General features: G+C 71.4%; 27 protein-coding genes, 2 tRNA genes, 1 other RNA gene and 1 pseudogene. 16 read left to right on the top strand and 15 right to left on the bottom strand.

Annotation, left to right across the window (positions count from 1 at the left end):
- The 4 genes and pseudogenes from ABZ635_RS24315 to ABZ635_RS24300 all read left to right on the top strand — a co-directional run.
- Positions 1 to 360: pseudogene (locus tag ABZ635_RS24315) on the top strand (single-stranded DNA-binding protein); the annotation flags it as partial.
- 115 nt (positions 361 to 475) lie between these two features.
- A complete protein-coding gene (gene rpsR / locus ABZ635_RS24310; RefSeq protein ID WP_013155832.1) occupies positions 476 to 712 on the top strand; it encodes a 30S ribosomal protein S18 in 237 nt (78 codons plus the stop codon).
- A gap of 27 nt (positions 713 to 739) precedes the next feature.
- A complete protein-coding gene (rplI, locus tag ABZ635_RS24305) occupies positions 740 to 1,186 on the top strand; it encodes a 50S ribosomal protein L9 (RefSeq protein ID WP_017545729.1) in 447 nt (148 codons plus the stop codon).
- Positions 1,187 to 1,363: 177 nt separating this feature from the next.
- Positions 1,364 to 2,197, top strand: a complete 834-nt coding sequence (locus tag ABZ635_RS24300; protein WP_357769178.1) for a peptidoglycan recognition family protein — start codon at positions 1,364 to 1,366, stop codon at positions 2,195 to 2,197.
- 76 nt (positions 2,198 to 2,273) lie between these two features.
- Here ABZ635_RS24300 and ABZ635_RS24295 read toward each other — a convergent pair whose 3' ends face one another.
- Complete coding sequence (locus tag ABZ635_RS24295; protein WP_357769177.1) at positions 2,274 to 3,623, bottom strand: MATE family efflux transporter; 1,350 nt, start codon at positions 3,621 to 3,623, stop codon at positions 2,274 to 2,276.
- Between the two features lie 349 nt (positions 3,624 to 3,972).
- Here ABZ635_RS24295 and dnaB point away from each other — a divergent pair, with 349 nt between their 5' ends.
- The gene (dnaB, locus tag ABZ635_RS24290) at positions 3,973 to 5,325 is read left to right on the top strand and encodes a replicative DNA helicase (protein WP_357769176.1); all 1,353 of its coding nucleotides are present in this window, start codon (positions 3,973 to 3,975) and stop codon (positions 5,323 to 5,325) included.
- Between the two features lie 330 nt (positions 5,326 to 5,655).
- On the opposite strand, the gene abc-f is transcribed toward dnaB, so the two are convergent.
- The 6 genes from abc-f to upp all read right to left on the bottom strand — a co-directional run bounded on the left by abc-f (position 5,656) and on the right by upp (position 10,764).
- Complete coding sequence (gene abc-f / locus ABZ635_RS24285) at positions 5,656 to 7,323, bottom strand: ribosomal protection-like ABC-F family protein (RefSeq protein WP_357769175.1); 1,668 nt, start codon at positions 7,321 to 7,323, stop codon at positions 5,656 to 5,658.
- A gap of 545 nt (positions 7,324 to 7,868) precedes the next feature.
- Positions 7,869 to 8,108: a hypothetical protein gene (locus tag ABZ635_RS24280; protein ID WP_357769174.1), complete on the bottom strand. Its 240-nt coding sequence runs from the start codon at positions 8,106 to 8,108 to the stop codon at positions 7,869 to 7,871.
- A 258-nt stretch (positions 8,109 to 8,366) separates the two neighbouring features.
- Complete coding sequence (locus ABZ635_RS24275; RefSeq protein WP_357769173.1) at positions 8,367 to 8,876, bottom strand: PH domain-containing protein; 510 nt, start codon at positions 8,874 to 8,876, stop codon at positions 8,367 to 8,369.
- A 20-nt stretch (positions 8,877 to 8,896) separates the two neighbouring features.
- Positions 8,897 to 9,061, bottom strand: a complete 165-nt coding sequence (locus tag ABZ635_RS24270; RefSeq protein ID WP_017545737.1) for a hypothetical protein — start codon at positions 9,059 to 9,061, stop codon at positions 8,897 to 8,899.
- Positions 9,062 to 9,445: 384 nt separating this feature from the next.
- Positions 9,446 to 9,688 (bottom strand): hypothetical protein, encoded by a 243-nt coding sequence (locus tag ABZ635_RS24265; RefSeq protein ID WP_357769172.1) that lies wholly within the window; start codon positions 9,686 to 9,688, stop codon positions 9,446 to 9,448.
- Between the two features lie 422 nt (positions 9,689 to 10,110).
- The gene (gene upp / locus ABZ635_RS24260) at positions 10,111 to 10,764 is read right to left on the bottom strand and encodes a uracil phosphoribosyltransferase (RefSeq protein WP_357769171.1); all 654 of its coding nucleotides are present in this window, start codon (positions 10,762 to 10,764) and stop codon (positions 10,111 to 10,113) included.
- Between the two features lie 324 nt (positions 10,765 to 11,088).
- Here upp and ABZ635_RS24255 point away from each other — a divergent pair, with 324 nt between their 5' ends.
- From ABZ635_RS24255 to ABZ635_RS24235, 5 genes are all read left to right on the top strand, one after another.
- Entirely contained in the window at positions 11,089 to 11,589 is a 501-nt protein-coding gene (locus ABZ635_RS24255) for a tRNA adenosine deaminase-associated protein (RefSeq protein ID WP_040694274.1), read from the top strand.
- A 45-nt stretch (positions 11,590 to 11,634) separates the two neighbouring features.
- Complete coding sequence (locus tag ABZ635_RS24250; protein WP_357769170.1) at positions 11,635 to 12,123, top strand: tRNA adenosine deaminase-associated protein; 489 nt, start codon at positions 11,635 to 11,637, stop codon at positions 12,121 to 12,123.
- A 49-nt stretch (positions 12,124 to 12,172) separates the two neighbouring features.
- Positions 12,173 to 12,625 carry a nucleoside deaminase gene (locus tag ABZ635_RS24245; protein ID WP_357769180.1) on the top strand — a complete coding sequence of 151 codons (453 nt, stop codon included), beginning with the start codon at positions 12,173 to 12,175 and terminating at the stop codon, positions 12,623 to 12,625.
- Between the two features lie 10 nt (positions 12,626 to 12,635).
- Positions 12,636 to 12,723, top strand: a tRNA-Ser gene (locus ABZ635_RS24240).
- A gap of 200 nt (positions 12,724 to 12,923) precedes the next feature.
- The gene (locus ABZ635_RS24235; RefSeq protein ID WP_357769169.1) at positions 12,924 to 13,337 is read left to right on the top strand and encodes a VOC family protein; all 414 of its coding nucleotides are present in this window, start codon (positions 12,924 to 12,926) and stop codon (positions 13,335 to 13,337) included.
- Here ABZ635_RS24235 and ABZ635_RS24230 read toward each other — a convergent pair.
- The 3 genes from ABZ635_RS24230 to ABZ635_RS24220 all read right to left on the bottom strand — a co-directional run bounded on the left by ABZ635_RS24230 (position 13,334) and on the right by ABZ635_RS24220 (position 16,846).
- Positions 13,334 to 13,921, bottom strand: coding sequence for a PadR family transcriptional regulator (locus ABZ635_RS24230; RefSeq protein ID WP_357769168.1), 588 nt, complete (start codon positions 13,919 to 13,921; stop codon positions 13,334 to 13,336). The two genes, ABZ635_RS24235 and ABZ635_RS24230, sit on opposite strands and share 4 nt — an antisense overlap.
- A gap of 23 nt (positions 13,922 to 13,944) precedes the next feature.
- The gene (locus ABZ635_RS24225) at positions 13,945 to 15,960 is read right to left on the bottom strand and encodes an NADPH-dependent 2,4-dienoyl-CoA reductase (protein WP_357769167.1); all 2,016 of its coding nucleotides are present in this window, start codon (positions 15,958 to 15,960) and stop codon (positions 13,945 to 13,947) included.
- Between the two features lie 109 nt (positions 15,961 to 16,069).
- Complete coding sequence (locus tag ABZ635_RS24220; protein WP_357769166.1) at positions 16,070 to 16,846, bottom strand: SGNH/GDSL hydrolase family protein; 777 nt, start codon at positions 16,844 to 16,846, stop codon at positions 16,070 to 16,072.
- A 217-nt stretch (positions 16,847 to 17,063) separates the two neighbouring features.
- On the opposite strand from ABZ635_RS24220, the gene ABZ635_RS24215 reads away from it, so the two are divergent.
- On the top strand, positions 17,064 to 18,803 hold the full coding sequence (locus ABZ635_RS24215) for a pyruvate dehydrogenase (protein ID WP_357769165.1): 1,740 nt from the start codon (positions 17,064 to 17,066) through the stop codon (positions 18,801 to 18,803).
- Positions 18,804 to 18,843: 40 nt separating this feature from the next.
- Here ABZ635_RS24215 and ABZ635_RS24210 read toward each other — a convergent pair whose 3' ends face one another.
- Positions 18,844 to 19,794, bottom strand: a complete 951-nt coding sequence (locus ABZ635_RS24210) for a helix-turn-helix domain-containing protein (protein WP_357769164.1) — start codon at positions 19,792 to 19,794, stop codon at positions 18,844 to 18,846.
- Positions 19,795 to 19,924: 130 nt separating this feature from the next.
- On the opposite strand from ABZ635_RS24210, the gene ABZ635_RS24205 reads away from it, so the two are divergent.
- Positions 19,925 to 20,587: a DJ-1/PfpI family protein gene (locus ABZ635_RS24205; RefSeq protein ID WP_357769163.1), complete on the top strand. Its 663-nt coding sequence runs from the start codon at positions 19,925 to 19,927 to the stop codon at positions 20,585 to 20,587.
- Positions 20,588 to 20,627: 40 nt separating this feature from the next.
- Entirely contained in the window at positions 20,628 to 20,930 is a 303-nt protein-coding gene (locus ABZ635_RS24200; protein ID WP_357769162.1) for a hypothetical protein, read from the top strand.
- Between the two features lie 62 nt (positions 20,931 to 20,992).
- Here the strand turns inward: ABZ635_RS24200 and ABZ635_RS24195 are convergent.
- Positions 20,993 to 21,080, bottom strand: a tRNA-Ser gene (locus ABZ635_RS24195).
- Between the two features lie 130 nt (positions 21,081 to 21,210).
- Between ABZ635_RS24195 and ffs the strand changes: the two genes are divergently transcribed.
- An RNA gene (gene ffs / locus ABZ635_RS24190) (signal recognition particle sRNA small type) lies at positions 21,211 to 21,306 on the top strand.
- A gap of 121 nt (positions 21,307 to 21,427) precedes the next feature.
- Complete coding sequence (locus ABZ635_RS24185; RefSeq protein WP_357769161.1) at positions 21,428 to 23,308, top strand: DNA polymerase III subunit gamma and tau; 1,881 nt, start codon at positions 21,428 to 21,430, stop codon at positions 23,306 to 23,308.
- An 87-nt stretch (positions 23,309 to 23,395) separates the two neighbouring features.
- Here the strand turns inward: ABZ635_RS24185 and ABZ635_RS24180 are convergent, their stop codons facing one another.
- Positions 23,396 to 24,007 carry a TetR/AcrR family transcriptional regulator gene (locus ABZ635_RS24180; protein ID WP_357769160.1) on the bottom strand — a complete coding sequence of 204 codons (612 nt, stop codon included), beginning with the start codon at positions 24,005 to 24,007 and terminating at the stop codon, positions 23,396 to 23,398.
- Between the two features lie 122 nt (positions 24,008 to 24,129).
- Here ABZ635_RS24180 and ABZ635_RS24175 point away from each other — a divergent pair, with 122 nt between their 5' ends.
- On the top strand, positions 24,130 to 24,327 hold the full coding sequence (locus tag ABZ635_RS24175; protein ID WP_357769159.1) for a DUF6243 family protein: 198 nt from the start codon (positions 24,130 to 24,132) through the stop codon (positions 24,325 to 24,327).
- Between the two features lie 49 nt (positions 24,328 to 24,376).
- Here the strand turns inward: ABZ635_RS24175 and ABZ635_RS24170 are convergent, their stop codons facing one another.
- A complete protein-coding gene (locus ABZ635_RS24170) occupies positions 24,377 to 25,585 on the bottom strand; it encodes a methyltransferase domain-containing protein (protein WP_357769179.1) in 1,209 nt (402 codons plus the stop codon).
- Positions 25,586 to 25,719: 134 nt separating this feature from the next.
- Positions 25,720 to 26,837, bottom strand: a 1,118-nt coding sequence (locus tag ABZ635_RS24165; RefSeq protein ID WP_357769158.1) for an alkene reductase, incomplete at its 5' end; no start/stop codon positions are given.

Genomic DNA, 26,837 nt, shown 5'->3' with positions numbered 1-26,837 from the left:
ATCGTGCAGGGCCGTCTGAAGCAGCGGTCCTTCGAGACCCGCGAGGGTGAGAAGCGGACCGTCTTCGAGATCGACGTCGAAGAGGTCGGCCCGGCCCTGCGCAGCGCCACCGCCAAGGTGACGAAGACGCAGCGCCAGGGTGGCGGCGGCTTCGGCGGCAACCAGGGCGGCGGCGGTTTCGGCGGTGGCCAGCCCCAGGGCGGACAGTCCCAGGGCGGCTACGGCAACCAGGGCGGCGGCTTCGGTGGCCAGCAGGGTGGCCGGGGCGGCGCCCCGGCCGACGACCCGTGGGCCACCAACGGCGGCGGCGGTTTCGGCGGCGGCAACAACGGAGGATTCTCCGACGAGCCCCCGTTCTAGACAGCGGCCTCCCCACGTAACACCCGACCGACCCCTCCCGGGGCCGCGTCACCTTTTTTCCTTGTCCCAGCCCATCCCCGGGAAGACCCCGGGGCTCTTGCGAAGGAGCACCACGATGGCTAAGCCGGCAGCGCGCAAGCCCAAGAAGAAGGTTTGCCTCTTCTGCCAGGAGAAGCAGTCCTACATCGACTACAAGGACACCACGCTTCTCCGTAAGTTCATCTCCGAGCGCGGCAAGATCCGTGCCCGTCGGGTGACCGGCAACTGCACGCAGCACCAGCGCGACGTCGCGACCGCGATCAAGAACGCGCGCGAGGTGGCCCTGCTGCCCTACACCAGCACCGCTCGCTAGCGGCGATATCCGAGGGAGGTCTTTGTCGTGAAGCTGATTTTGACCCACGAGGTCAACGGTCTCGGAGCCCCCGGCGACGTCGTCGAGGTGAAGAACGGTTACGGTCGCAACTACCTGCTGCCCCGAGGGTTCGCCATCCGGTGGACCCGCGGCGGTCAGAAGCAGATCGACCTGATCCAGCGCGCCCGCAAGGCGCGTGACATCCGCACCCTGGACGAGGCCCAGCAGGTCGCCGGCCGCGTCGGTGCGCTGAACGTGCGCCTCAAGCAGCGCGCCGGTCAGGGTGGTCGTCTGTTCGGTTCGGTCACGCCCGCGGACATCGTCGAGGCCGTCAAGGCCACCGGCGGTCCCGAGCTGGACAAGCGCCGGATCGAGATCAAGAACCCGATCAAGTCCGTCGGTGCCCACAAGGTCCAGGTCCGCCTGCACCCCGAGGTCGCCGCGACGATCAAGCTGGACATCGTCGGCGCCTAGTACACGCTGACCGTTCGGTCTCCGGACCCCGTCCCTCCTCGGAGGGGCGGGGTTCTTCCTGTCCCAGGAACACGCCGAGGGGACGATAAGCACCCTTTGGTCACTCTTTGTAATCTAGCGTGTTCTCTGTGTCGCGTCGCGTTCAGCGACGCTCCGCACGGAGAGGACAGCATACCGATGGCCGTTGAGAGACGACCCGAGACCGACCACCCCTTCGCGGTGGACCGCAGGACCGCACTCCGAGGGGCCGCCCTGACCGCGGGCGGAGTCCTCCTGGGCGGGGCGCTCGGCGTGTCGGCGGCGGGCCAGGCCTCCGCCGCCGCGACACCCAAGGTCTACACCCGGGCCGACTGGAAGGCCCGCGCCCCCAAAAGCAGTATCGAGGTGCTCTCGAAGGGGCCGACCCACATCGTCGTGCACCACACCGCCACCTCCAACGTGTCCGACACCTCCACCACACACGCCGCCGCGCTCTCCCGTTCCATCCAGCGCTACCACATGGACAACAACGGCTGGAGCGACACCGGACAGCAGCTCACCATCAGCCGGGGCGGCCACATCATGGAGGGCCGGGACAAGTCGCTCCAGGCCATCCGCGACGGACGGCACGTGGTGGGCGCCCACACCGCCAACCACAACTCGCACACCATCGGTATCGAGAACGAGGGAACCTACTCCTCGGCCACCCCGCCCGGCGCGCTCATGTCATCACTGGTCGACACCTGCGCCTGGCTCTGCCTCGTGTACCGGCTCGACCCGCAGAAGGCCATCGTCGGCCACCGCGACTACAACGCCACCGCCTGCCCCGGCGACAAGCTGTACTCGATGCTGCCCCAACTCCGCAACGACGTGGGCAGCAGGCTCCGTGAACAGCTCAGCCACCTGAGCAGGCACACCGGGCGGGAACTCACCCTGGAACAGCTGCCCAGCTACCCCGGGGTCCCCAGCTCCGAGCGGGTCGCGACGTTCTACCACGGGCCCACCGTCGGCGACCTCGACACCGGTTTCTAGCGGCCCGCGCCCCACCGCCCCTGCCAGGAGTGGCAGGGGCGGTTTCGTTGGGGTCCGAGCTTCGCCCCGGCCCGGGTCAGGGGCGGGTGGCGCCGGTGACGAGCCAGGCCCCGCCCCGGGCGCGCAGACCCAGGGTGACGGCGCGGGCGAGAATCCACACCGCGAAGGCGATCCACAGACCCACCAGCCCTCCGGTCTCCGTGCTGGCGAGACCGGGCACGACCAGCGCGAACGGCAGGAAGGCCAGCATCGTCCACAGAGAGGCCCAGGCCAGGTAGCGCTGGTCCCCGGCGCCCATGAGGACCCCGTCCAGCACCATCGTCACCCCGCTGAGGGGCTGCATGAGCGCGACGACCACCAGCGACGCCATGATGAGCGCGGCCACGTTCGGGTCCGAGGTGAAGGGGACGTGCGCCCACGGCAGCACCAGGAACACCACGACCGTGAACGCCAGCCCGGACATCACCCCCCACTCCACCATCCGGCGGGTGGCGTCGCGGGTGCCGCGCACGTCACCGGCGCCCAGATAGCGCCCCACGATGGACTGCCCGGCGATCGCGATGGCGTCCATCGCGAACACCAGCAGGGCCCAGATGTTGTAGCTGACCTGGTGCGCGGCGATGGACTCGTCCCCGAGCCTGGCCGCGACGGCGGTGGTCACCAGCGCGACCACACGCATGGACACGCTGCGCAGGAACAGCGCGAACCCCGCCGAGGCCGAGGCGCGCAGGCCGGCGACCGAGGGCACGAGCGAGACGCCCTCGCGTCGGGCGGACCGCGCGATGGTGGCCACGTACCAGAACGCCCCGGCTCCCTGGGCGATCACCGTGGACCAGGCGGAACCGGCGATCCCCCAGTCGAACACGAACACGAAGGTCGCGCACAGCACGGCGTTGCCCACGTAGGAGGCGACCGCGACCACCAGCGGTGTGCGGGCGTCCTGGAGACCGCGCAGGACCCCGGTACCGGCCATGATGACGAGCAGGAACGGGGTGCTCAGCAGGCTGATCCGCAGGTAGGTCAGGGCGTAGGGGGCGACCTCGGGCGAGGCGCCCAGCACGTCGATCATCCACGGCCCCAGCGGCCAACCGATACCGATGGCGGCGATCCCCAGGAGGATCGCGAGCCAGAGCCCGTCCACCCCGTCCCGTACGCCGCCGGGGATGTCGCCGGCGCCGAACTTGCGGGCCACCGCCGCCGTGGTCCCGTAGGCGAGGAAGATGCACACCGCCGCGAGTGTCAGCAGAACCTGTCCGGCCACCCCGAGCCCGCCCAGCGCCTGGGTACCCAGACTGCCGACGATCGCGGCGTCGGTGAGCAGGAAGAGCGGCTCGGCGATGAGCGCGAAGAACGTGGGTATCGCGAGGGCGAAGATCTCGCGATCGTGGCGGTGCCGGAAGGGGGCCGCCGAGAGGAGTTGTGCCATGACGGAGCCACAGTACCGGACAGGCGTTCGACGGCATCTGTGGCGTCGGGCACCGAAGGTGGCCAAGCCTGTGGATAACCTGTGGAAAGCCACCCTGTGAGACATCTTGCACCTCTTGGCTACGAACCGTGTTTTCCCAGTTCAAGGGGGCCGTCGCGGGTGGGGTCCACAGTTATCCACAGGTGATGTGTATAACCTCTGTGCACCATGCCCCACAGGGCGCGGCTCGTGGTGGTAGAGGGTTGTCCACAGGCGCGCCGAGCGGCGTCTTCGCCACCCCGGATGGGGCATCCTGGAAGAGTCGGCCCGATCCGGGTCGGCGCACGCGGCCGGTGTGGGGGAGAAGTTCGTGAGTGTCGCTGAGCAACCACCTGAAGAGGGCGGATACGAGCGCACCCCACCCCACGACATCCAGGCCGAACAGAGTGTCCTGGGCGGCATGCTGCTCTCGAAGGACGCCATCACCCAGGTCGTCGAGATCATCCGCTCCGCGGACTTCTACCGCCCCGCGCACCAGATCATCTACGACAGCGTGGTGGACCTCTTCTCACGGGGCGAGCCGGTCGACGCCATCTCCGTCAACGCCGAACTGACCAAGCGCGGCGAGGCCACCCGGGTCGGCGGCGCCCCCTACCTGCACACGCTCACCGAAGCGATCCCCACCGCCGCCAACGCGGGCTACTACGCCAAGATCGTCTCCGACCGCGCGGTCCTGCGCCGCCTGGTCGAGGTCGGCACCCGCATCGCGCAGATCGGCTACGCGGGCGACGGCGAGGTGGACGACCTCGTCGACCACGCCCAGGCCGAGATCTACAAGGTCGCGGAGAAGCGCACCGGCGAGGACTACGTGGTCCTCGGCGACATCATGCCGGGCGCCCTCGACGAGATCGAGGCGATCGGCGCCAACGACGGCAGCATGACCGGCGTTCCCACGGGGTTCGCCGACTTCGACGCCCTCACCAACGGCCTCCACCCCGGTCAGATGGTGATCATCGCCGCCCGTCCGGCCGTGGGCAAATCCACCCTGGCCTTGGATTTCGCCCGTGCGGCGTCCATCAAGCACGACATGGCGTCGGTCTTCTTCAGCCTGGAGATGGGGCGCAACGAGATCGTCATGCGTCTGCTCTCCGCCGAGGCGCGGGTACCGCTGCACACCATGCGGTCGGGTCTGATGACCGACGACGACTGGGCCCGGCTGGCCAGACGCATGGGCGAGGTGGCGAGCGCACCGCTGTTCATCGACGACTCGCCCAACATGTCGATGATGGAGATCCGGGCCAAGTGCCGCCGTCTCAAGCAGCAGCACGACCTCAAGCTGGTGATCGTCGACTACCTCCAGCTGATGAGCTCGCCCGGCCGGGTGGAGAGCCGCCAGCAGGAGGTCTCCGAGATGTCGCGTTCGCTCAAGCTCCTCGCCAAGGAGCTGGAGGTGCCCGTGGTGGCGCTGTCCCAGCTGAACCGTGGCCCGGAGCAGCGGACCGACAAGCGCCCGCAGGTCTCCGACCTGCGTGAATCGGGATCGATCGAGCAGGACGCGGACATGGTGATCCTGCTCTACCGCGAGGACGTGCACGACAAGGAGTCCCCGCGAGCGGGCGAGGCCGACATCATCGTGGCCAAGCACCGTAACGGCCCCACGGCCGACGTGACCGTCGCCTTCCAGGGCCACTACAGCCGCTTCGTCGACATGGCCCCGGGCTGACGGATCGACCTGTCGACGTGTCACCGTGTCGACGTGTCGACGGGCCGGAGCCCTCGCCTGGAGCGGGCCCCGACCCGTCGCCGGGGTTCACCACCACCAGGGCGGTGTCGCGCACGAGGCGGCCCAGGTGGGTCGAGGACGTGCCGTCGAGCGTGCGGTCAGCCTATGGGTGGTGTCCGGGCGGGACGGGGGCCGGGTGTCGGCGGGGATGTGTACGGGGCGTGACCTTGGGCGGCTGGAGGGGCCGCTTCGGTCACGCCCCGTTGTATCGGTCAATCCATTAGTCGACTTATGTGCTAGCCGTAATGTCGACAAAGAGATACGTCGACATCACGCTGTGGAGTCGCTGGTCAGGCCCCCTGAGCGGAGCTCCAGTCGACGGCCTGAGAACCGCTCGCGTGCCCTCCGGTCGTGCGTCACCAACAGCAGCGCGCCGGTGTACCGGGACAGTGCCTCCTCCAGCTCCTCGACGAGGCCGGGGGAGAGGTGGTTGGTCGGCTCGTCCAGCAACAACAGGTCGTGGGAGCCGGAGGTCAGCCGGGCCACCTCGATCCGGCGGCGCTGACCCGCCGACAGCGTGGCCACCGGCCGGTCGAGGTCGGCGACCCGGAACAGACCGAGCGAGGCGAGTTCCTCCCGGTGCTCCTCCATGTGTCCGCCGAGCCCGGCCGCGTAGGCCTGGAGCACGGTGCGCCCGGCGGGCACCGGGGCGTCCTCCTGTCGCAGTACTCCGATGCTCGGGGGCAGCGACACCCGACCGGAGTCGGGTACCAGTTCCCCGGAGAGCACCCGGACCAGGGTGGTCTTGCCCGCGCCGTTCGGTCCGGTGAGCAGGGTCCGCTCGCCGGGAGCCAGGGCCAGGGCCCGCACCTCCAGGCGGTGGTCGACTCTGACCCCCTCCAGCTCCGCGACCGGGGCGGTCGCGGGACCGGCGTCCGGTCCGGTGAACTCCGCGCTCATCCGCAGCGGGACCGGTGGCGGGGCCACCGGGTTCGCGGTGAGCCTGGCGGTCCTCTCCTTGGCGTTGCGAACCCGCCCCATGGAGCCGTGCGCCGCACCGCGCAGGCGGAACGCGCCGTGGCCGAAGGCCGCCTTGTCCATCTTGCGCGGGATCGCGCGCAGCGCGGCGACACCGTTGGCGGCCAGCCTCCGCTGGCGGGCCAGGTCGTGCCGCCACTCCTCGTACTCGCGGGCCCGGCGGGCCCGCGCCGCGGCCCTGGCCACGAGGAACCCCTCGTAGCCGTCGCCGTGGCGACGTACCCCGCGGGAGTCCGCGTCCACCTCCAGGACCGTGTTCGTCACCCCGGCCAGGAAGGCCCGGTCGTGGGTCACGGCGACGACGGTGCCCCGGTGCGACCTGAGCCGCTGCTCCAGCCAGGCGACGGCGTGGTCATCGAGGTCGTTGGTGGGCTCGTCGAGCAGGAGGAGTTCGGGAGAGGCGGCCAGGGTCGCGGCCAGGACCAGCCGCGAACGCTCCCCGCCGGACATCGTGCTCAGGGGGCGGTCGCGCTCCAGCCCGGGCAGGCCGAGGGCGTGCAGTCCGATCTCCACGCGGGCGTCGGCGTCGTACCCGCCGTTCGCCTCGTACTCGACGAGGAGGTCGCCGTAGGCGTCCAGGTCAGCTGGTTCGGCGCGGCCGAGACGGGCCTCCGCCGTTCGCAGACTCCTCTCCAGGGCGCGCAGGTCCCGCAGGGCGTCGTCGATCGCGTCGGCGACGGTGCCGAGCGGGACCCCTCCGGAGACCCCTTCCAGGGTCTGGGGCAGGTATCCCACCCCGCCCGGGGCCCGGACGGTGAGCTCCCCGTTGTCGGGTGCCTCCAGCCCGGCGAGGAGACGGAGGAGTGTGCTCTTGCCCGAGCCGTTGTCGCCGATCACGCCCACACGTTCTCCGGGAGCGACGGTGAGGCTGACGCTGTCGAGGACGGTGTGGTCGCCGTAGCGCTTGCCGACCTCGCTCAGGGCGAGCTGGGATCGGTGTCGGATGTCTGTTCGGAGCATGCGGGCCCCCGTTCTGCGTGGTTCCGGCGGTTCTGGGTGCCACGGAGCGCAGGGAGAGCCAGGGGGTTTCGGTCCAGTGCACATGGGTGCATCAAGGGACCAGAACCAACAAGAAAGAGGCTGCCCGTGCGCGACCGCGGTGTCATGACGCCAACGGAGTGGCCCGGGCCGGTGTGCGGCGGGGCGTGTGCTCGGAACGCCGGCGTCCAGCGCGGGTCACAGGTGGATGTACAGCCTCATGAGCAAGACGGTACGTCTCGTTGTCGAGGCCGTCAAGCCTGTGGTGTGAGACACGGATCACCGCAGTGGGGCGACGCTGGCGCTAAATAGAGACGTCCACATTTAGATTTATGGTCTTGCCGATTTGTCGACATAGCGATGAGGGGGTTGCGGAGCGTGAGTACTCGCGGCTCGTCGACGGTCCCTGCGGCCCCTGGAGCGTCCTGCCCGCGCGGCCCCGGTCAGACACGGCGAAGGGCCGCCACGGCGAAGGGCCGCCCGCGTCGTGCGGGCGGCCCTTCGTGGAAGGTTGTCGGCGTCGCGGCCTAGAGCCAGCGTGCCTCGGGCCGGGTGCGGCCGTTGTCGTCGGTGACCAGGACCCAGTGCATGATCGGGTGCTCCGAAGTGGTCGTGTCGGCGTCATCCTGGTCCGCGCGGGGGCGCGGGACCAGTGCGGGCTCGGGAGCCAGGCCGGAGAGGCGGCGGCTCGCCGAGGCGGATCGGGTACGCCGAGAAGGGGTCGCGGAGCGAGAGAGGTGCGGCCCGTGTTCGGTCCTGCGTGCCATGAAGCCCTCCTCGTTTCCTTAGCAGATGACCCAAGTTAACCCTATGTTCACCTTCGAGTCAATTTCCTTCTCCGGTGTCGGGCTCGCGGCGCAGGTCCCGCGCCCTGGTTCAGGCCCCAAAGTGAACGGAAGGTGAACGAACCGGTAACCCGGTGCTACCCGGTCCGGGCCCGGTTCACTCGGCGGGCGCCGGACGCGAAGAAGCACCCGCCGTCGTGGCGGGTGCTCCGTGAACGTCCGTGGTCGGGTGCCGTTCCGCTACTCCTTGAAGATCAGCCCGACGACCTCGAGGTAGAGCTGCTCCGGGTACGGGATGAAGGCGATCTTGCTGAGCGCCTGGTCCTGACCGGCCGACTCCATCACGAAGGTGCCGTATCCGAGGAACCGTCCGAGCAGGGTGCGCTCGAACCGCATGTCGGTGACCTTTCCCAGCGGCATCATGTTCACCTGCCGGGTGATCAGCCCCGTGGTCAGCAGCAGCCGCGCCGACGTGATCACGAAGTAGTCCACGGACCACTCGGCGACCCGCCAGACGAACCACACCAGCACCAGAAGCCAGAGCCACCACACGAGGGCCAGGGTCGCGGCGCTGTTGGCGCCGATCGTCCTGCTCAGGATCGCCGCGAACACCAGGGCCACCAGAACCGCCCCCACCGGTCCGATGAGGACAGCGGGGTGCCGACGGATGGTCACGACGTCCTGCTCGTGGGGCAGGAGATAGCGGTTCACCGATGCCGGAGCCGCGTTGCTTGAGGCTACGAGCTTCATGAAACCCGACCCGTCCCCGCCTACGACAGCAGCGTGTTGACGAACCGGGACATCGACTCAGCGCCGCCCACCAGGAGATCCAGTCCGCTCTGGATCACTCCGGCCGCGCTTTCCGGTTGCGTGAGCAGATAAAACGCCACGAAACCGATGAGCGCGTAACCGCCCCATTTCTTCAACTTCGCCACGACTGACTCCCCTTGGAATCCACCTGACCCACCAACCCAGCTGCGATTGTCGCATCGAGCATCTTGCCCGTAAAGCCTGGAGCGCACTCTCGGCGTGGCGGTATGTCGGACCTTCACCCCTTGCGGGCTGTGTCCGGTTTCGGTGGTGTTGGTAACCGGGTGACGGGTGGTCCGGAAAGAGTTTCCGTTCGGGCGCAGGTCAGGGCGGTGGAATCGGGCTCGCGGTGGCCCGTCCGGTGCCCTGGATCGGGCATGACGGCCCGAGGCCGGGTTTCGGAGGGCACGGGCCGGGAGCTCGGCGCGGCCCGCGAGAGGCCCTGTTCTTCGCTATCCGAAGAGGGCGCAAGTGTGGGCCCGAAACCGGTAAGGGAGTGCCTTGGGTGTCTAGCGCTGTTCCGCGAAGGCCAGAGCGAGGACCTGGAGGTGCTGTCTGGCGATCCGCTCCACGAGGTCGGGGGTGGCCCGGCCGGTCACGTCCTGGGCGCCGTGTCTGGCCGCGTCGACGCACCGCGAGACGGTGGAGGAGTGGTGCACGTCGGAGAACTCCGACGACAGGCGGTTCACGACGGGACCGAAGCGCGGGTCGCGGGCGGCCTGGGCGGTCGAGGGGGAGGTGTTCTCGGGCATCTCACTCCTTGGGGCTGCGGGGGCGGAACAGCACGGCGCGTGTGCGGTCGGGGGCTTTGTGTAGCCACTGGAGGGTTGCCGGAACGCCGCGCCGGAAAGGCGACGGAGTTCGGATATCAGTGGGCTGGGCCCCTTTGGGGTGTTTCGGTCCTGCGAGTGCGCCCAGTTACGGGCCGTCAGGAACCATGATCACTCTCCTCTGTTACGTTCCCATCTCGAAACGAATTCGGCTAATGCAGCGCCGCCTCGTTCGGTCGCCGGTCCTGGCGGCGTCCACCTGGGGTGACCCACCCGGTTCCGTGTGCACGAAGGGACCAATGCCCGATTTTCGGACGTTCATTCACCCCGGCCGAAAAAGAACCGAAAAAGCGCCCGACCGGTGATCCGGTCGGGCGCTCGTGACGCGTGTTGCGGAGTGCGGCTCAGGAACAGCCGTACAGGCGGTCGCCCGCGTCGCCCAGCCCCGGCAGGATGAAGCCGTTCTCGTTCAGGCGCTCGTCCACCGCCGCCGTCACCACACGCAGCGTGGCGCCGTGGTCGTCGGGCAGGGTTTCGGCCAGCTTCTGCTCCACGGCGACCAGACCCTCGGGGGCCACCAGCAGGCAGATCGCCGTGATGTGGTCCGCGCCCCGGTCCACGAGCAGCTTGAGCGCCGCGGCCAGGGTCCCGCCGGTGGCCAGCATCGGGTCCAGCACGTAGCACTGGCGGCCCGACAGGTCCTGCGGGAGCCGGTCGGCGTAGGTCGCGGGCTGGAGGGTCTCCTCGTCGCGCGCCATCCCGAGGAAGCCGACCTCGGCCGTCGGGAGCAGGCGGGTCATGCCGTCGAGCATGCCGAGCCCCGCGCGCAGGATCGGGACGACCAGGGGGGTGGGGCGCGACAGCTGGGTGCCGGTGGTCTCCACGAGCGGCGTCTCGATGGTGACCTCCGTCACCCGGACGTCCCGCGTCGCTTCGTAGGCGAGCAGGGTGACCAGCTCGTCCGTCAGCCGCCGGAAGGTCGGCGAGTCGGTCCGCACGTCGCGCAGGGTGGTCAGCTTGTGCGCGACCAAGGGGTGGTCGACGACCAGGGTTTCCAAAGCGTTCTCCGGGTGAGCTGGGATAACGGGACGGTGGATGGGGAGAGGGGCCAGCCCGAGTCTAACCGCGCGTATCACCCGAACCAGGGCTCCCCGCGGCCACCGCGCCCCCACGGGCGCCGCTTCGGCGGCGTCGACTGGGAAACGGGAGCGCACGGGTTCGGTCACGGGGGCGCGGGAGACCCGTGTCTCGTGAGAGCGTTAGGGCGTTCCACGGCGAACGAGGGTCTACGGCGAAGTGAGGGTGATCGTTACCATGGCACTCGCACGGGCGGGCCGGGCGCCACTCGTCCGCACCGAAACACCGTCCGGGTTGGGGTGACGATGACAGTGCTCGATCATGGTGACGACGACTCGGGTGACTTCGCGGCCGTCGCGTACAGGGAAGAGGAGTACTGGGACGTCGACCTCCTCCCCGTCGCGCTGACACACGATCTCAAGGGGCTCATCCACGCCCTGCGCCAGCAGCCGAGCATCAGCGGCTCCCTGGGGCTGGTGTCGGTCGGCGACGACTTCTTCATCATCGTCCGGGTGTACGGCGAGGAGGTCTCCCTCTTCCTGTCGGACGTGACCGCCTCGGTCGACTGGCAGGTCGCGCGGGACGCCCTGGACTACCTGGACATCGACCTCCCCGAGGACGACGACCTCGACCAGGTCCTGCCCGCGGGCGACCTGTCCGTGGTCGCCGACCTGGGTCTGGACGAGATGGAGCTGGGCGCCCTCGCGGGCGATCTGGACCTGTACCCGGACGAGGTGCTCGCGAGCGTCTCCGAACGGCTGGGATTCGCGCAGGCCTTTCAGCGTGTCCTCGACGGTATGGGGTAGGGCACGCCTGGAAGACGACCAGGGTAGAGATCAGGGGGGCACGCGGTGTCGACCTTCGCAGCGGTCTTCTCTCCGAACGGCGGGACGTGGCGGGGAACCGAGGTCGATCTCGGTGACGTCGGGGCCATCGACGACGTCACCGACCTCATGCTGGACCTCGCCACGGACTGGGGCAGTGACCTGACCCTCCTGTTCGTGGACGCGGACGACGAGTGGCTCGCGGTCGTCCGGATGGACGAGTCGGGCCCGGACCCGAGGGTGTACCTCTCGGACGGGAGGGTGGTGCACGACCACCCGCTGGCCGGTGTGCTGTCCGAGGCCGGAGGACTGGGCGCCTCGCTGCCAGAGGAGAGCGCGGGCTCGCGTCCCGACCCCCGGCCGGTCGGCGACGGGCACATCCTCTCCGACCTCGGTGTGACCGAGGACGAGCTCGCCGAACTGTCCGTGGGCGGCGGTGTGCTGCCCGGCGACATGATCGCGGTGGTCGCCGAACGCTCCGGCTTCGTCGACCTCCTCGACACGATGCGGTTGTGACCGGGTGAGCGGTCTGCCCGCACTCGACCGGGGCGCGGTCGACGAGGCGATGCTCGCCGCCCTGGCCGAGGCGGAACGGGCTCTGGCCACCGGCGACGTTCCGGTCGGGGCCGTGGTGCTGGGCCCGGACGGGGCCGTCCTCGGGCGGGGCCGCAACGAGCGCGAGGCCACCGGGGACCCCACCGGTCACGCCGAGGTGCTCGCGCTGCGCGCGGCGGCCGAGGCGCGCGGCGAGTGGCGCCTCTCGGGCTGCACCCTGGTGGTCACCCTGGAGCCGTGCGTGATGTGCGCGGGGGCCACGGTGCTCTCCCGGGTGGACCGGTTGGTGTACGGCGCGCGCGACGCCAAGGCGGGTGCGGTCGGGTCGATGTGGGACCTGGTCAGGGACCCCCGGCAGAACCACCGCCCCGAAGTCGTTCCACCCGATCTGATCAGCGAGGACATCGCCGACCGGTGCTCGGAACTGCTCGTCGGGTTTTTCGCACGGCGCCGCGTCCGGTAGAGTACCTCTCGGTGGATTCGCCTAGTGGCCGATGGCGCCCGCCTCGAAAGCGGGTAAGGGGCAACCCTTCGAGGGTTCAAATCCCTCATCCACCGCCACCAGCCGCCCCCGGCACAGCCGGGGGCGGCTTTTTGGTGTGCCCGGGGGAGTGTGCCCGGCGGGTGCCCACGCGCCCGGGAGGGTCCGGCGGGCCGTGCCGCGAAACCGTGCCGAGTCTTTCCCCGCACGCTACGGCCCTTTGTCGAAGTCGCGTGTCCACTGGAGGAAAGGACCGACACCGACCGGAGGAGGCCGTCCCGTGGGCCGCCAGATGTTCCTCAACCTGCCCGTGAAGGACCTGGACCGTTCCGTGGACTTCTTCACGCGGCTGGGATTCACGTTCGACCCGCACTTCACCGACGAGAAGGCCACGCGCATGATCGTCGGCCCCGAGGTCTCGGTGATGCTCCTGGTGGAGGAGTTCTTCGCGACCTTCACCCTCACACCCGTCGCCGACGCCTCGGCCTCGACCGAGGTGATCGTGGCCGTCTCGGCGGAGGACCGCGAGGACGTCGACCGGTTGGTCGACACCGCCCTGGCGCACGGCGCGGGCCGGGCGCGCGACACCGAGGACCACGGGTTCATGTACGGCCGGAGCTTCGTGGACCCCGACGGCCATCTGTGGGAGGTCGTCTGGATGTCCGCCGAGGCGGCGGCGCAGGGCCCGCCTTAGGGTGTGGTCGGGGGAGACGCCCCCGGGGCGGCCGCCCCGGGGGCCGGAGCCGGACCCGCCAGGTCGGCCAGCGCCCCCTCCAGCCAGTTCACCCAGAAGCGCTCCAGATCGATCCCGCCCTGGAGCACCAGGGCCTGCACACGGTCCCGCTCGGTCCCGTGCCCCCGTTCGGCGTCGCGCCGCTGGAACTCCCGGTACTCCGCCAGCCGGGCGGAGTGCAGCTCGCGGTGGCGCCGCAGCTCCTCGACCAGGTCGTCGCCCACCCCCACGACCCCCGCAGCCCGCAGGCGCAGCATCAGGGGATCGCGGAGGGCCCGCGGCTCCTCCCGTTCGCCGACCCAGCGCCCCAGTTCCTCCCGGCCCGGGACCAGCACCTCGTACTCCTTGCGCCGGCCCCGGGTGGGCGAGTCGGTCGGCAGCGCCCGGATGAACCCCGCCTTCTCCAGCTTGCCCAGCTCCCGGTAGATCTGCTGGTGGGTGGCGGACCAGAAGTACCCGATGGAGCGGTCGAAGCGCCGGGTGAGCTCCAGTCCGGAGGAGGGTTTCTCCAGCAGGGCGGTCAGGATCGCGTGGGGCAGGGACATGAGCGCATTCTAGGTAGGGGTGGTCACAGGGCGGCGGCCAGCTCGGTGCCCTGCTTGATCGCGCGCTTGGCGTCCAGTTCGGCGGCCACGTCGGCGCCGCCGATCACGTGTACGCGGCGGCCGGAGGCGGTGAGCTCGTCGGCCAGGTCGCGGCGCGGTTCCTGGCCCGTGCACAGCACCACGGTGTCGACGGCGAGCACGCGCTCCTCGCCGTCCACGGTCAGGTGTAGGCCCTCGTCGTCGATCCGCCGGTACTCGGCGCCCGCGACCATCTCCACGCCCCGGTGGCGCAGCTCCAGCCGGTGAATCCAGCCGGTGGTCTTGCCGAGCCCCTTGCCGACCTTGGAGGCCTTGCGCTGGAGAAGGTGCACGGTGCGGGGCGGGGCGCTCCGCTCGGGCGCGCCCAGACCGCCGCGCTCCCGGTACTCGGTGTCCACGCCCCACTGGCGGAAGAACGCCCCTGGGTCCTGGCTGGTGCCCTCGCCGCCGTCGGTGAGGAACTCGGCCACGTCGAAGCCGATCCCGCCCGCGCCGATGACAGCGACCCGCGCGCCGACCTCCGCGCCGCCGCGCAGCACGTCCACGTAGCTCACCACGCTGGGGTGGTCCACGCCGGGGATGTCCGGGGTGCGCGGGGTGACGCCGGTGGCGACGACGACCTCGTCGTAGCCGTCGAGGTCGGCGGCGGTCACCGTGGTGTTCAGGCGCACGTCCACGCCGTGTCTGTCGAGCTGGACCCGGAAGTAGCGCAGGGTCTCGTCGAACTCCTCCTTGCCGGGCACGCGGCGGGCCATGTTGAGCTGTCCGCCGATCTCGGCGGCGGAGTCGAAGAGGGTGACGGTGTGGCCGACCTCGGCGGCGGAGACCGAGAAGGCGAGACCGGCGGGACCGGCGCCGATCACGGCCACGTTCCTGCGGGTCTTCGTGGGGGAGAGGACCAGCTCGGTCTCGTGGCAGGCGCGCGGGTTGACCAGGCACGACGTCACCTTGAGGCTGAAGGTGTGGTCCAGGCAGGCCTGGTTGCAGCCGATGCAGGTGTTGATCTCGTCGGCGCGGCCCGCCTCGGCCTTGGCGACGAAGTCGGCGTCGGCGAGCATCGGCCGGGCGAGGGAGACCATGTCGGCCCGGCCCTCGGCGATGATGCGCTCGGCGATCTCGGGGGTGTTGATGCGGTTGACCGCCACCAGGGGCACGGTCAGTTCCTTCTTGAGGCGCTGGGTGATCCAGGTGTAGGCGCCGCGCGGCACGGAGGTGGCGATGGTGGGGACGCGCGCCTCGTGCCATCCGATGCCGGTGTTGATGATGTCGGCTCCGGCCGTCTCGATCCGCTTGCCCAGCTCGACGACCTCGTCGTAGGTGGAGCCGTCGGGCACGAGGTCGAGCATGGAGAGCCGGTAGACGAGGACGAACTCCCCGCCCACGCGTTCGCGGACGCGGCGGACGATCTCCAGGGGGAGGCGGACGCGGTTGTCGAAGGAGCCGCCCCAGCGGTCGTCGCGCTTGTTGGTGGCGGGCGCGACGAACTGGTTGATGAGGTAGCCCTCGGAGCCCATGATCTCGACGCCGTCGTACCCGGCGCGCTGGGCGAGCTCCGCGCAGCGGGCGAAGTCCTCGATGGTGCGCTCGATCTCGTCCTCGGTGAGGGCGTGCGGCACGAAGGGGCTGATGGGGGCCTGGAGGGCGCTCGCGGAGACGGAGTCCTCGCTGAAGGCGTAGCGGCCGGTGTGCAGGATCTGCATGGCGATCCGTCCGCCCTCGCGGTGCACGGCATCGGTGACGACGCGGTGCTGGGCGACCTCGGCGTCGTCGGTGAGCTTGGCGCTGCCGGTGAAGGTGGCGCCCTCGGGGTTGGGGGCGATGCCGCCCGTGACGATGAGGCCGACGCCGCCGCGCGCGCGTTCGGCGTAGAAGGCGGCCATCCTCTCGAACCCGCCCGGGACCTCCTCCAGGCCGACGTGCATGGAGCCCATGATCACGCGGTTCCTCAGGGTGGTGAAGCCCAGGTCCAGGGGTTCCAGAAGGTGGGGGTACTCGCTCATGACCTCTCCTCGCGGGATGCCTCGGGGGCGGTGTCCTGCCGCCCGCCCCCATTATGCAACAAGTTGCACAATGGGTCGCGGGGCGCCCCGGGGCCGACCGGGGACCTCCTCAGACCTGCACTGGAAGCGGAACGGGGCGCTTGGCCGTACGGCCGTCCCCGGAGGAGCGGCCCCGGATGCGGCGCACCACCCACGGGCCGAGGAACGACCCCAGCCACACCGCCTCCGACGCCGCCGACCGGAACACACCGGGGGCGGGGCGCTCCGGCAGCGGGTCGGCCCACGTCTGGTCGCTGCCCGGGATACCCAGAGCGTGCGCCACCGCCCCGGCGATCCGCCGGTGGCCCTCCGGAGAGCAGTGCAGCCGGTCGGCGCCCCACAGGCGCCGGTCCGCCGCCACCGCGTGGGCGGCGGTGTCGGCCACCGCGACCCCGTGCCGCCCCGCAGCCTCCCGGACCCGCTCGTTGAAGTCGAGCACGCGCGGCACCAACGGCCGCGCCCACGGGACGATGCGCGCGATGTCGGGAAAGGTCAGCGTGGCCACCCGGGCGCCGACGCCGGTGAGCTCGGCGAACATCACCTCCAGATGGCCCACCACCGCACCCGCGTCGTAGCCGGGGCGCAGGAGGTCGTTGACCCCCGCGAAGACCGTCGCCACGTCCGGACGCAGCTCCAGGGCGTCCTTGAGCTGCCCCTCGCGCACCTGCCCGGCCAGGCGGCCCCGCACCGCGAGGTTGGCGTAGTCCACCCGCGCCCCCGTCGCCGCCAGGTGCTCCGCGAACCGGTCCGCCCACCCCCGGTACCCCGACCCCTCGTCGCCGTCCCCGATCCCCTCGGTCTGACTGTCCCCGAGGGCGACGTACCGCAGATTCCCGTCCAACCTCATGTCCCGCACCTTTCCCTGATACTGGCCAATACTCAAAAAGACGACTAATCACCTTGTTCACCACCCAGGCGCGGATCAACCTCCCGAACCGGTCCCGATTCGGCATGGACGGGGCCACGAGCGTGGCGGTCAGGCACAGACCGCCGGGCCGCTCCTAGCGTGGTCCGGGGGCGACACGTCCGGCCCCCGCCCGCGCCGTGCCCCGGGAGGGTCCGCCATGAGCAGGAACACCGTCGCCGAACAGCTCGTCCGCACCCTGGTCGCGGCGGGAGTGACCCGGATCTACGGGGTCGTGGGCGACAGCCTCAACCCCGTGGTCGACGCCGTCCACACCACCGACGGCATCGAGTGGGTGCACGTCCGCAACGAGGAGACCGCCGCCTTCGCCGCCGCGGCCCAGGCCCAGATCGACGGCGGGCTGGCCGTCTGCGCGGGGTCGTGCGGGCCCGGCAACACCCACCTCGTCCAGGGGCTCTACGACGCCCAGCGCAGCGGAGCCCCCGTGCTCGCGCTGGCCTCCCACATCCCGTCCCGCCAGATCGGTACCGGCTTCTTCCAGGAGACCCACCCCGAGCGGCTCTTCGGCGACGTCACCGAGTTCCGCGAACTGGTCTCCCACCCCGACCAGATGCCCCGGCTGGCGCGCATCGCCGTCCAGCACGCCCTCGGCACCCCCGGCGTCGCCGTCCTGGTCCTGCCCGGCGACGTCGCCGGGAGGAAGGCCACCGGTCCCGCCGACACCACTCCCGTCACCGCGGGGAGAGCCACCTGCTGGCCCGCCGAGGACGACGTCCGCGAGCTGGCCCGCCGGATCAACGAGGCCGACACGGTCGCGCTGTTCTGCGGGGCGGGCACCCGAGGCGCCCACGACGAGGTCATCGAGCTCGCGTCGCGGATCTCGTCACCGGTGGGCCACACCCTGCGCGGCAAGGAGTGGATTCAGTACGACAACCCGTACGACGTCGGCATGATCGGCCTCCTCGGCTACGGGGCCTGCTACGACGCCCTCCAGGAGGCCGACCTCACGGTCCTGCTCGGCTGCGACTTCCCCTATGACGACTTCCTGCCCCGGGACAACGTGGTGCAGGTCGACCGCGACCCGCGCCGCCTGGGCCGCCGCGTCCCCCTCCGGCTCGGTGTCCAGGGGGACGTCGCCGCGACCCTGCGGGCCCTGCGCCCCTCGGTCCGGCCCAAGGAGGACGACTCCTTCCTGAAGGACGTGCTCCGCCGCCACGAACGCGCCCTGACCAAGGTCGTGGACGCCTACACACGCGACATCGAACACCACACGCCGATCCACCCCGAGTACGTGGCGAGCGTCCTCGACGCCCTGGCGCCCGACGACACCGTCTTCACCGTCGACACCGGCATGAACAACGTGTGGGCCGCCCGCTACCTCACCCCGAACGGCCGCCGCCGCGTGATCGGCTCCTTCACCCACGGCACCATGGCCAACGCCCTGCCGCACGCTGTGGGCGCCGCCTACGCGGCCCCGGACCGCAAGGTCGTGTCGCTGTCCGGGGACGGCGGACTGAGCATGCTCCTCGGTGAACTCGTCACCGTCCACCAGCACGACCTGCCGATCACGACGGTGGTGTTCAACAACTCGTCGCTCGGCATGGTGCGGCTGGAGATGATGGTGGACGGGATGCCGCCCTTCGAGACCGACCACGCGCCCGTCGACTACGCGCGGATCGCGGAGGCCGTCGGCATGCGGGCGATCCGGGTCGAGGACCCCAGGGAGGTCCGCGACGCCCTGCGCGACGCCCTGGCCGCCGACGTACCCGTGCTGGTGGACGTGGTCACCGATCCCAACGCGCTCTCGATGCCCTCCCGGATCACCGCCGATCAGGTCACCGGGTTCGCCCTCTCGGCGGGCCGTACGGTCCTGCGCGGCGGCGTGGGGTCGATGATCGACCTCGCCCGCTCCAACCTGCGCAACATCCCCCGGCCGTAGTCGACCCGTCGACGCATCGACGTGTCGACATGTCGCCGAGTCAACCGTCCCGGCTCTGGAAGGCCCTCCGGTAGGCCTGGGGGCTCGTGCCCACCACCGCGCGGAACCGCTCGCGGAACGCGGTGGGGGAGCCGAACCCCGCCTGGGCGGCGATCCGGTCCACCGAGTGGCGGGTGGACTCCAGCAGGTACTGGGCCCGACGCACCCGGGCCCGGTACAGCCACCGCAGCGGCGTGGTCCCCGTCTGCTCACGGAACCGGCGGCTCAGGGTCCGGGTGCTCACCCCGGCGTGCGCGGCGACGTCCGCCAGGGTGAGGTCGCGCCCCGAGTTCTCCTCCAGCCACCGCAGCAGCGGCTCCCAGGCGGTGCCGTCCGGGACGGGCGGAATCTCGTGGACGACGAACTGCGCCTGGCCGCCCTCACGTTCCAAGGGCGTCACTGAGAGCCGTGCCGTGTCCGCGGCCACCGCCGACCCGTGGTCGGCGCGGACCATGTGCAGACACAGGTCCAGCCCCGCCGCCGCCCCGGCCGAGGTGAGGAACTGCCCGTTGTTCACGTAGAGGACGCCGGGGTCGACGGTCACCTCTGGATGGCGCTCGGCCAGGGCGTCCGCTCCGCGCCAGTGCGTGGTGGCCCGCAGCCCGTCCAGCAGACCGGTGGAGGCCAGCACGAAGGCTCCGGTGCAGATGGAGGCGATCCGGGTTCCGTTCGCGGCGGCGGCGCGCAGGGCGTCCAGCAGGGCGGGCGGCGGGGCCGCGAGGGGGTCCTCCGCTCCGGGGACGACCACGGTGTCCGCCTCGGCCAGCGCCTCCAGGCCCCGGTCCGTGCGCAGGCGGAAGGGACCGGCGCCGACCTCCGGCTCGGGCGCGCAGACCAGGACCCGGTAGGCGGGCCCGCCTCCGGGCAGACGGGTGCGCGAGAACACCTCGACGGGCGTGGTCAGGTCGAAGCCGATCACCCCGTCGAAGGCGGTGACCACCACGGTGTGCATGCCTCAGAGCCTACTGGCTGGAATCCGTTGGAGGGTGTCTGTCCAGCCACTGTCGCCGCGCCCCGGCCTTCCGTAGCTTCGTGCCGATGGTCTCCGTAAGAGGAGGCCCGACCACACGAGGGGGAGGACGATGCTGGCCCAGGTCGTGCTGTTCGACGGGTTCGACCCGCTGGACGTGATCGCGCCGTTCGAGGTCCTATACGCGGGCGGGACCGTGAGCGGTGGCGCGCTGACGGTGGAACTGGTCTCCGCCGAGGGGGCCAGGGAGGTGCCGAGCGGGAACGGGGTCTCGCTCCGGGCCACCGCGCGCCTGGACCCCGGGCGCGCCGACGTGATCGTGGTGCCGGGGGCGGTGGGGAGTGTTCCCGCCCCGGACACGGTGGACGACGAGCCCGACCCGGACTCGATCCCGGTGCTCCTCGGAAACGCCCTCACCACCGAACTCCCGGTGCTGCTCGGAGCCGCCGTTGCGCGGGAGGACACGCTCGTGACGGCCGTGTGTGGTGGCTCCCTGCTGCTGGCCATGGCCGGGCTGACCGAGGGGCGCGCGGCCACCACCCACCACCTGGGCCTGGACCTGTTGGACGCCACCGGCACCACGGCGGTGGCCGCCAGGGTCGTGGACGACGGGGACCTGGTCACCGCCGCCGGGGTCACCTCGGGTCTGGACCTCGGCATCCACATCCTCGAACGCGAGCTGGGGCCCCGGATCGCCCACGCGGTGGAGAGGCTCTTCGCCCACGAACGACGCGGCGTGGTCTGGCGGGCCGAGGGGCCCGTCCCCGTGTCCTGACCGAACCCTGCACCACCCATCACCGCCGGAAGGAAGAACAGTGTCGGTTGCCGGAACCTGGGACCTGACCATCAGCACGCCGATCGGGCGGATCAGCCCGAGGATGCGCCTCACCGAAAGGGGAGGGGCGCTCAGCGGGGTCGCCTGGAACGAGGGGGAGGAGCCGGGCGAGCTGGTCGGCCTCACTCTGGAAGGTGACCTGCTCACGTGGCGGCAGGCGGTCACCCGGCCCCTGCGGCTCGATCTCGTCTTCGCGCTGACCGTCGACGGCGACCGGATGACGGGTACCTCGAAGGCGGGACGTCTGCCCGCGTCGAGGGTCGTCGCCCGGCGTGCGGTCTGAGCCCGGGCACGCGGAAACGACGAGGGCCCCGACCGGTCTCCCGGTCGGGGCCCTCGCTCCTGTGGCGGAGGATAGGGGATTCGAACCCCTGAGAGGTTGCCCTCAACACGCTTTCCAAGCGTGCGCCCTAGGCCACTAGGCGAATCCTCCGTGGACAACTCTACAGGCTCCACGGCAGTGGTTCGAACGGGCTCCGGGGTGCTCGGAGACGTGCCCGCAGCGGGCTGTACGGGGGTGAGCGGGGCGGGTTGCGGGGGTCCCGGGTTCGGATACACTCGGGGCAGACCCCTCGTGCGGCGTCACCCTATGAACCTCCCCAGGGCCGGAAGGCAGCAAGGATAAGTGGGCTCTGGCGGGTGCGCGGGGGGTCCTTTCTTGTTTCTGGGGGAACCTCGCCCCAGCGCCGCCCCCTTCCCGGTTTCCCCGACCACGTGCGAGTTGTCACCGCCAGCGGGTTGAATGGGACCGAGGCAGGGACCCAGGGGAGTGATCACACCGTGAGCATCGCGCTGTACCGCAAGTACCGTCCCGCGACGTTCGGTGAGGTGCGCGGCCAGGAGCACGTGACCGACCCGCTGCGCCAGGCGTTGCGCAGCGGGCGCATCAACCACGCCTATCTCTTCAGTGGTCCCCGCGGCTGCGGCAAGACCACCAGCGCGCGCATCCTCGCCCGGTCCCTCAACTGCGAGCAGGGCCCGACCCCCGACCCCTGCGGCACCTGCGACTCCTGTGTGGCGCTCGCCCCCGACGGCGGCGGCAGCATCGACGTGATCGAGATCGACGCCGCCTCCCACGGTGGTGTCGACGACGCCCGCGACCTGCGCGAACGCGCCTTCTTCTCGCCGGTGAACTCGCGCTACAAGATCTACATCATCGACGAGGCGCACATGGTGACCCGCGAGGGTTTCAACGCGCTCCTCAAGCTGGTGGAGGAACCCCCGCCGCACCTGAAGTTCGTGTTCGCGACGACCGAGCCCGAGAAGGTCATCGGCACGATCCGCTCCCGCACCCACCACTACCCCTTCCGGCTCATCCCGCCGAGCACCCTCCGGGAGCTCATGGAGGACCTCCTCAAGCAGGAGGAGGTCTCCTACGACCCGTCGGCCCTGCCCCTGGTCGTGCGCGCGGGCGCGGGTTCCGCCCGTGACACCCTGTCGGTCCTGGACCAGCTCATCGCCGGGTCGGACGAGGGCGGCATCACCCGCGAGGGCGCCGTCTCCCTGCTCGGCTACACCGACTCCAGCCTGCTCGGCGAGATGGTCGACGCCCTGGGCGCCCGCGACGGGGCCGCCGCGTTCGGCCTGGTCGACCGGGTGGTCGAGGGCGGGCACGACCCGCGCCGCTTCACCACGGACCTGCTGGAGCGCTTCCGCGACCTGGTGGTGCTGGCCGCCGTCCCGGACGCCCTCGACAAGGGCCTGGTGAACGTCTCGCCGGAGTCCGTGGAACAGATGCGGGACCAGGCCGCCCGGTTGGGTCCGGCCACGCTCTCCCGGGCCGCGGAGATCCTCAACCAGGGGCTGACCGAGATGCGCGGCGCGACCGCGCCCCGGCTGCTGCTGGAGCTCATGTGTTCGCGCATCCTGCTGCCCGCCGCCGACGGCGACCAGGGCACGGCGCTACTGGCCCGGGTGGAGCAGATGGAGCGCCGCCTGGCCTCCGGCGCGGTGGCCCCGGCCGCGCCCGCGCGGGAGGCCGCTCCGGTGGCGCCCGCCCCGGCCCCGGCGGCCGCCCCCGTTCAGCAGGGTCCGGTTCAGCAGGGTCCGGTTCAGCAGGGTCCGGCCCCGCAGGCCACGGCCCAGCCCCCGGCTCGGCAGGCCCCCGAGGCCCAGGCGGCTCCCGAACCCGCGCCCCGGGCCGTCGAACGTCCGAGCGCTCCGGAGCCCGCCCCGGCTCCGGCCCCGCAGGCCGCCGCCGAGCCCGCCGGGTGGGACGCCCCCGCCCCGGCTCCGGCCGCCGAGCCCGCGCCCGAGCCCGGGCAGGGGGTTCCCGGGGCCGAATCGGCACGTCCGGCCGGACCGCCGCCGGACCGTGTCGTCACCGGACTCCAGGAGCCGCCGCCCGACCCGTACGAGGACGGTGCCGCCGCCCCGCCGCCGGACGACGGCGGTTTCGGCCGCCCCGCCCAGCGGCCGCCGCAGCCGAAGCGGACCGGGACGGGCGCTCCGGAGTCCGGGGCCGCCGAGCGCGCGGCCGTCACCCCGAACCGGTCCACGCCCCCGGGCCAGACCCGTGGCGGCGCGACCGGCGGCGGCGCGACCGGCGGTGCGGGTTCCTCCGCTCCGGTCTCCCCGGGCCGGGGCGCCGGGCTCATCGAGACCGAACTCGGCGGCAAGCTCCTCGAAGAGATCGAGCACGGCGCGGCCCCCGACGCGTAGGCCCTCCGCCGCCACGCGAGGGCGGCCAGGCGAGGGCACCCCGGCGGCGCGCCCGGGGCGTCACCGCCCGGGCCCCGGCCCAGGCGGTCAGGGGCGCAGACCGCGCAGTACGGTGTCCACGACCCGGTCCACGAACTCGTGGGTGATCGGCGCCGTGCGCAGCAGCCACCGGTGGTTGACCGGGCCGTTGAGCATCTCCACGGCGAGGTCGAGGTCGGCGTCCGGGGCGAGCTGTCCCGCGGCCTGACCCGAACGCAGCCGGTCCTTGACCGCCTCGCAGTTGGGTCGCACCAGCTGTTCGGTGACGGCCCGCGCGAACTCCTCGTCGTGCTGGACCTCGGCGGTGAAGGCCCGGGTGGTCCGGTCCATCGCGGGGTCGGAGAACTCGTCGGCGGTGGCGCGCAGTACGGTCTTGAGGTCGGCGGCGAGGTCCCCGGTGTCGGGCAGCGGCTGTCCGGCCTCGGCCCCGGTCAACCGGGTGAAGACGTCGAAGACGACGGCGGCCTTGGACGGCCACCAGCGGTAGATCGTCTGTTTGCCCACCCGGGCGCGGGCGGCGATGGCCTCCATGGTGAGCCGGGAGTACCCGACCTCGCCGAGCAGCTCCTCGGCTGCGTCGACGATCGCGTTGCGCGCGCGTTGACTACGGCGACGGGGGTCCGGGGTCCGCCGGTTCCGTTCATCGGTGTTGTCGGCCATGTCTCCACGGTAACCGCTCGAAAAGGACGAGACGTATCGTCTCGTCACGGGTAACATCGGGGTCGACGGCTTGAACGAGGCGACACGTCTTGTCCGCCTGATGACGAGAGGAGTCAACGGCCATGGCCAAGAACAGTGACAACCTCCTCGGGATGGGTGGTCAGCGCACCACCGTGTCCCGCACCGCGCTCCGAGGCGGCAAGGGCGGTACCAAGGGCGGGCCCAGCGACACCGCGCGCGAGCAGAAGCAGGAACTCCTGCGCCGACTGCGTGAGAAGCACGCCGCACCGGACTCCGGGGACGCCGCCCGTCGGTCGTGACCAGGCGCCGTCGGCCCCCGCCGTGACGCGGTCGGGGGCCGACGCCGGTTCACCCCGGTGGACCGACCGGCCAGGACCGCCCGTCCGGCGCGTCCAGCCACACCCGGTGGCCCCCGTCGGTGTCCACCGCCAGGCCGAACCGGTCCGGAGCCGGTTCTCCCAGGCGGGACCAGAGGGCCAGGGCCTCCTCCACCTCGTCCCAGATACTCCTGGGCCCGCCCTGCTCGACCATCCACGAGGCGCCGTAGGGGTAGATGCGCACCCACGACCCGCCGCGACCGTCGCACAGCCACAGACCCGACCCGGTGCCGATCCAGCGCCGCCGCATCCGCCACCCGGGGACCATCACCGAGACCGCGAAGGCCGAGGAGAAGGCCAGCATCGGGGCGATCGGATCGGCCTGGATGAGGCGGTACTCGTCCGGCTGCTGGCCGCAGTCCTGGACCGGGGGCGCGTCCGAGCCGGGCGTGCGCAGCGGTACGAAGCCCACACCGCCGCGGAACCGTCCCACCGCCCGGAGCCCGTCACTGGCTCCGGAGCCGCCGGTGTTCCCGGCGGACGCGTCGCCCCGGCCCCCGACCGCCTCCACCGCCGCCAGGCTCATGAGGACTCCGGCGCTCTCCAGCAGACCCCACGGGCACACGATGAGTCCGCCCTCGGCGAGCTGGTCGAGCCAGGCCGCCGGAACACCGCGCACCCCGCACGTACTGATGATCCGGTCGAAGGGCGCGGCCTCCGCGCAGCCGTCGACACCGTCGGCCAGCCGTGTGTCGGGGGCCAGGCGCGCCTCCCGGAGCGCGGACCGGGCCGCCAACAACAGCCGTTCGTCGATCTCCACCGAGGTGACCGCCGCGTCGCCGAGCCGGTGCGCGAGAAGGGCCGTGTTCCACCCCGTCCCGGTGCCGACCTCCAGCACCCGCTGCCCGTTCGCGAGCCCGGCCATCTCCAGCATCCGGGCGAGCACGGTGGGGGCGGAGCTGCACGAGGTCGCGGGGTCCCGGTCGCCCCCGCGCTGCCTCGGGACGGGAGCCCCCTCGACCCGGGTGACGATGGCGTTGTCCGTGTAGACGGCGGCGAGCCAGCGGTCCGGATTGCCCGCGGCGTCCAGCGCGTCCCCGCCGGGGGTCAGCGCGCCGCGTTCCGGGATGAACAGGTGGCGGGGCACGGCACGGAAGGCCTCGACGAGTGCGGCGTCGGTCAGCGTGCCGTCCGCGATTATCGCCTCGATCAGAGCCGAGTTGCGCTCTCTGGCGGTCAACACGTCCTCAGTCCCCTGGTGGTCCGGCTGTTCTCGGGGACCCGGCCGCCGAGAACAGCCGGCGGGGCCCCGCCGGACATCTTTTCAACCCATGGTGACCAACGCGCTACTCTTCGAGTTTTTGCCTGGTGAAATCAGGTCAATGGTGCGGCCAAGAGCCCCTCGCCCCGGGGCTCCGCCCCCTCGTCGTGCCGGGGGTAGTCGACGTAGCCCCGGGCCCCGGACGTGTAGTGGAAGTCCTTCTCCCTGATCGGCGCCCACGGGACCCCGGCCGCGACCCGCTCGACCGCGTCCGGGTTGGAGATGAAGGCCCGGCCCACGGACACGAGGTCGGCGCGTCCCTCGGCGACCAGGGCGGCGGCGGACTCCGGGGTGGTCGGCGCGTGCTCGCCGGTGTTGCCCACCAGCGTTCCGGTCCAGTCCCTGCGGGCCTCGTCCAGCGCCGGGTGGACCGGATCGTCGGTGACGTGCAGGTAGGCCAGCCCGAGCGGCGCCAGCTGGCGCAGCAGCTCCCGGTAGACCGGGCCCGGGTCGCGTTCCACCATCTCGAACTGGCTGTTGCCGGGGGAGAGCCGCAGACCCACCCGGTCCGCGCCGACGGCGTCCGCCACCGCCTCGGTGACCTCCACGGGGAAGCGAATCCGCCCGGCGACGCCGCCGCCGTAGGAGTCCGTGCGCAGGTTCGTGTTGTCGGCGAGGAACTGGTGCGGCAGGTACCCGTTGGCCCCGTGGATCTCCACCCCGTCGAACCCGGCCAGCAGGGCGGACCTGGCCGCCTCGGCGTAAGCGGCCACGGTGGCGGTGATCTCCGCGACGGTCATCGCGCGCGGCGCGACCGGCTCCACCTTGCCGTCCAGCGTGTGGACCAGGTCGGTCCGGGACACCGCCGAGGGGGCCACGGGCGTGCCGCCGTCGGGCCGGTTGGCCGGGTGGCCGCCCCGCCCCGCGTGCATGATCTGGGCGAAGATCCGCCCGCCCGCCGCGTGAACCGCGTCGGTGACCCGGCGCCACCCCCACACCTGCGCCCGCGTGTACAGGCCCGGTTCGACGAGGAACTGCTGCCCGGGGACGTCGGGCGCGATCCCCTCGGAGACGATCAGTCCGGCTCCGGCGCGCTGGGCGTAGTAGTCGGCCATGAGGTCCCCGGGCACCCCGTCCCGGTCCGCGCGCAGGCGGGTCATCGGAGCCATGACCACCCGGTTGGGCAGGTGGAGTCGTCCGAGCCGGTAGGTGTCGAGCAGGGGCTGGGTGC

Origin of the sequence: Nocardiopsis sp. NPDC007018 (assembly GCF_040635075.1) — a bacterium.
Classification (GTDB): Bacteria; Actinomycetota; Actinomycetes; order Streptosporangiales; family Streptosporangiaceae; genus Nocardiopsis.
The sequence above is the reverse complement of the archived record's forward strand: the minus strand, read 5'-3'. Positions and strand labels throughout refer to the sequence as shown.

Coding starts and splice junctions, on each gene's coding strand:
- ABZ635_RS24180 (WP_357769160.1), bottom strand. CDS start 24,007: ATGGCCGACAACACCGATGAACGGAACCGGCGGACCCCGGACCCCCGT.
- ABZ635_RS24210 (WP_357769164.1), bottom strand. CDS start 19,794: ATGCACACCGTGGTGGTCACCGCCTTCGACGGGGTGATCGGCTTCGAC.
- ABZ635_RS24275 (WP_357769173.1), bottom strand. CDS start 8,876: ATGAAGCTCGTAGCCTCAAGCAACGCGGCTCCGGCATCGGTGAACCGC.
- ABZ635_RS24245 (WP_357769180.1), top strand. CDS start 12,173: ATGCTCGCCGCCCTGGCCGAGGCGGAACGGGCTCTGGCCACCGGCGAC.
- ABZ635_RS24280 (WP_357769174.1), bottom strand. CDS start 8,108: ATGGCACGCAGGACCGAACACGGGCCGCACCTCTCTCGCTCCGCGACC.
- ABZ635_RS24225 (WP_357769167.1), bottom strand. CDS start 15,960: ATGAGCGAGTACCCCCACCTTCTGGAACCCCTGGACCTGGGCTTCACC.
- ABZ635_RS24300 (WP_357769178.1), top strand. CDS start 1,364: ATGGCCGTTGAGAGACGACCCGAGACCGACCACCCCTTCGCGGTGGAC.
- ABZ635_RS24220 (WP_357769166.1), bottom strand. CDS start 16,846: ATGAGGTTGGACGGGAATCTGCGGTACGTCGCCCTCGGGGACAGTCAG.
- abc-f (WP_357769175.1), bottom strand. CDS start 7,323: ATGCTCCGAACAGACATCCGACACCGATCCCAGCTCGCCCTGAGCGAG.
- ABZ635_RS24230 (WP_357769168.1), bottom strand. CDS start 13,921: ATGTCCCTGCCCCACGCGATCCTGACCGCCCTGCTGGAGAAACCCTCC.
- ABZ635_RS24265 (WP_357769172.1), bottom strand. CDS start 9,688: ATGCCCGAGAACACCTCCCCCTCGACCGCCCAGGCCGCCCGCGACCCG.
- rpsR (WP_013155832.1), top strand. CDS start 476: ATGGCTAAGCCGGCAGCGCGCAAGCCCAAGAAGAAGGTTTGCCTCTTC.
- ABZ635_RS24215 (WP_357769165.1), top strand. CDS start 17,064: ATGAGCAGGAACACCGTCGCCGAACAGCTCGTCCGCACCCTGGTCGCG.
- ABZ635_RS24205 (WP_357769163.1), top strand. CDS start 19,925: ATGCTGGCCCAGGTCGTGCTGTTCGACGGGTTCGACCCGCTGGACGTG.
- ABZ635_RS24175 (WP_357769159.1), top strand. CDS start 24,130: ATGGCCAAGAACAGTGACAACCTCCTCGGGATGGGTGGTCAGCGCACC.
- ABZ635_RS24255 (WP_040694274.1), top strand. CDS start 11,089: ATGACAGTGCTCGATCATGGTGACGACGACTCGGGTGACTTCGCGGCC.
- ABZ635_RS24295 (WP_357769177.1), bottom strand. CDS start 3,623: ATGGCACAACTCCTCTCGGCGGCCCCCTTCCGGCACCGCCACGATCGC.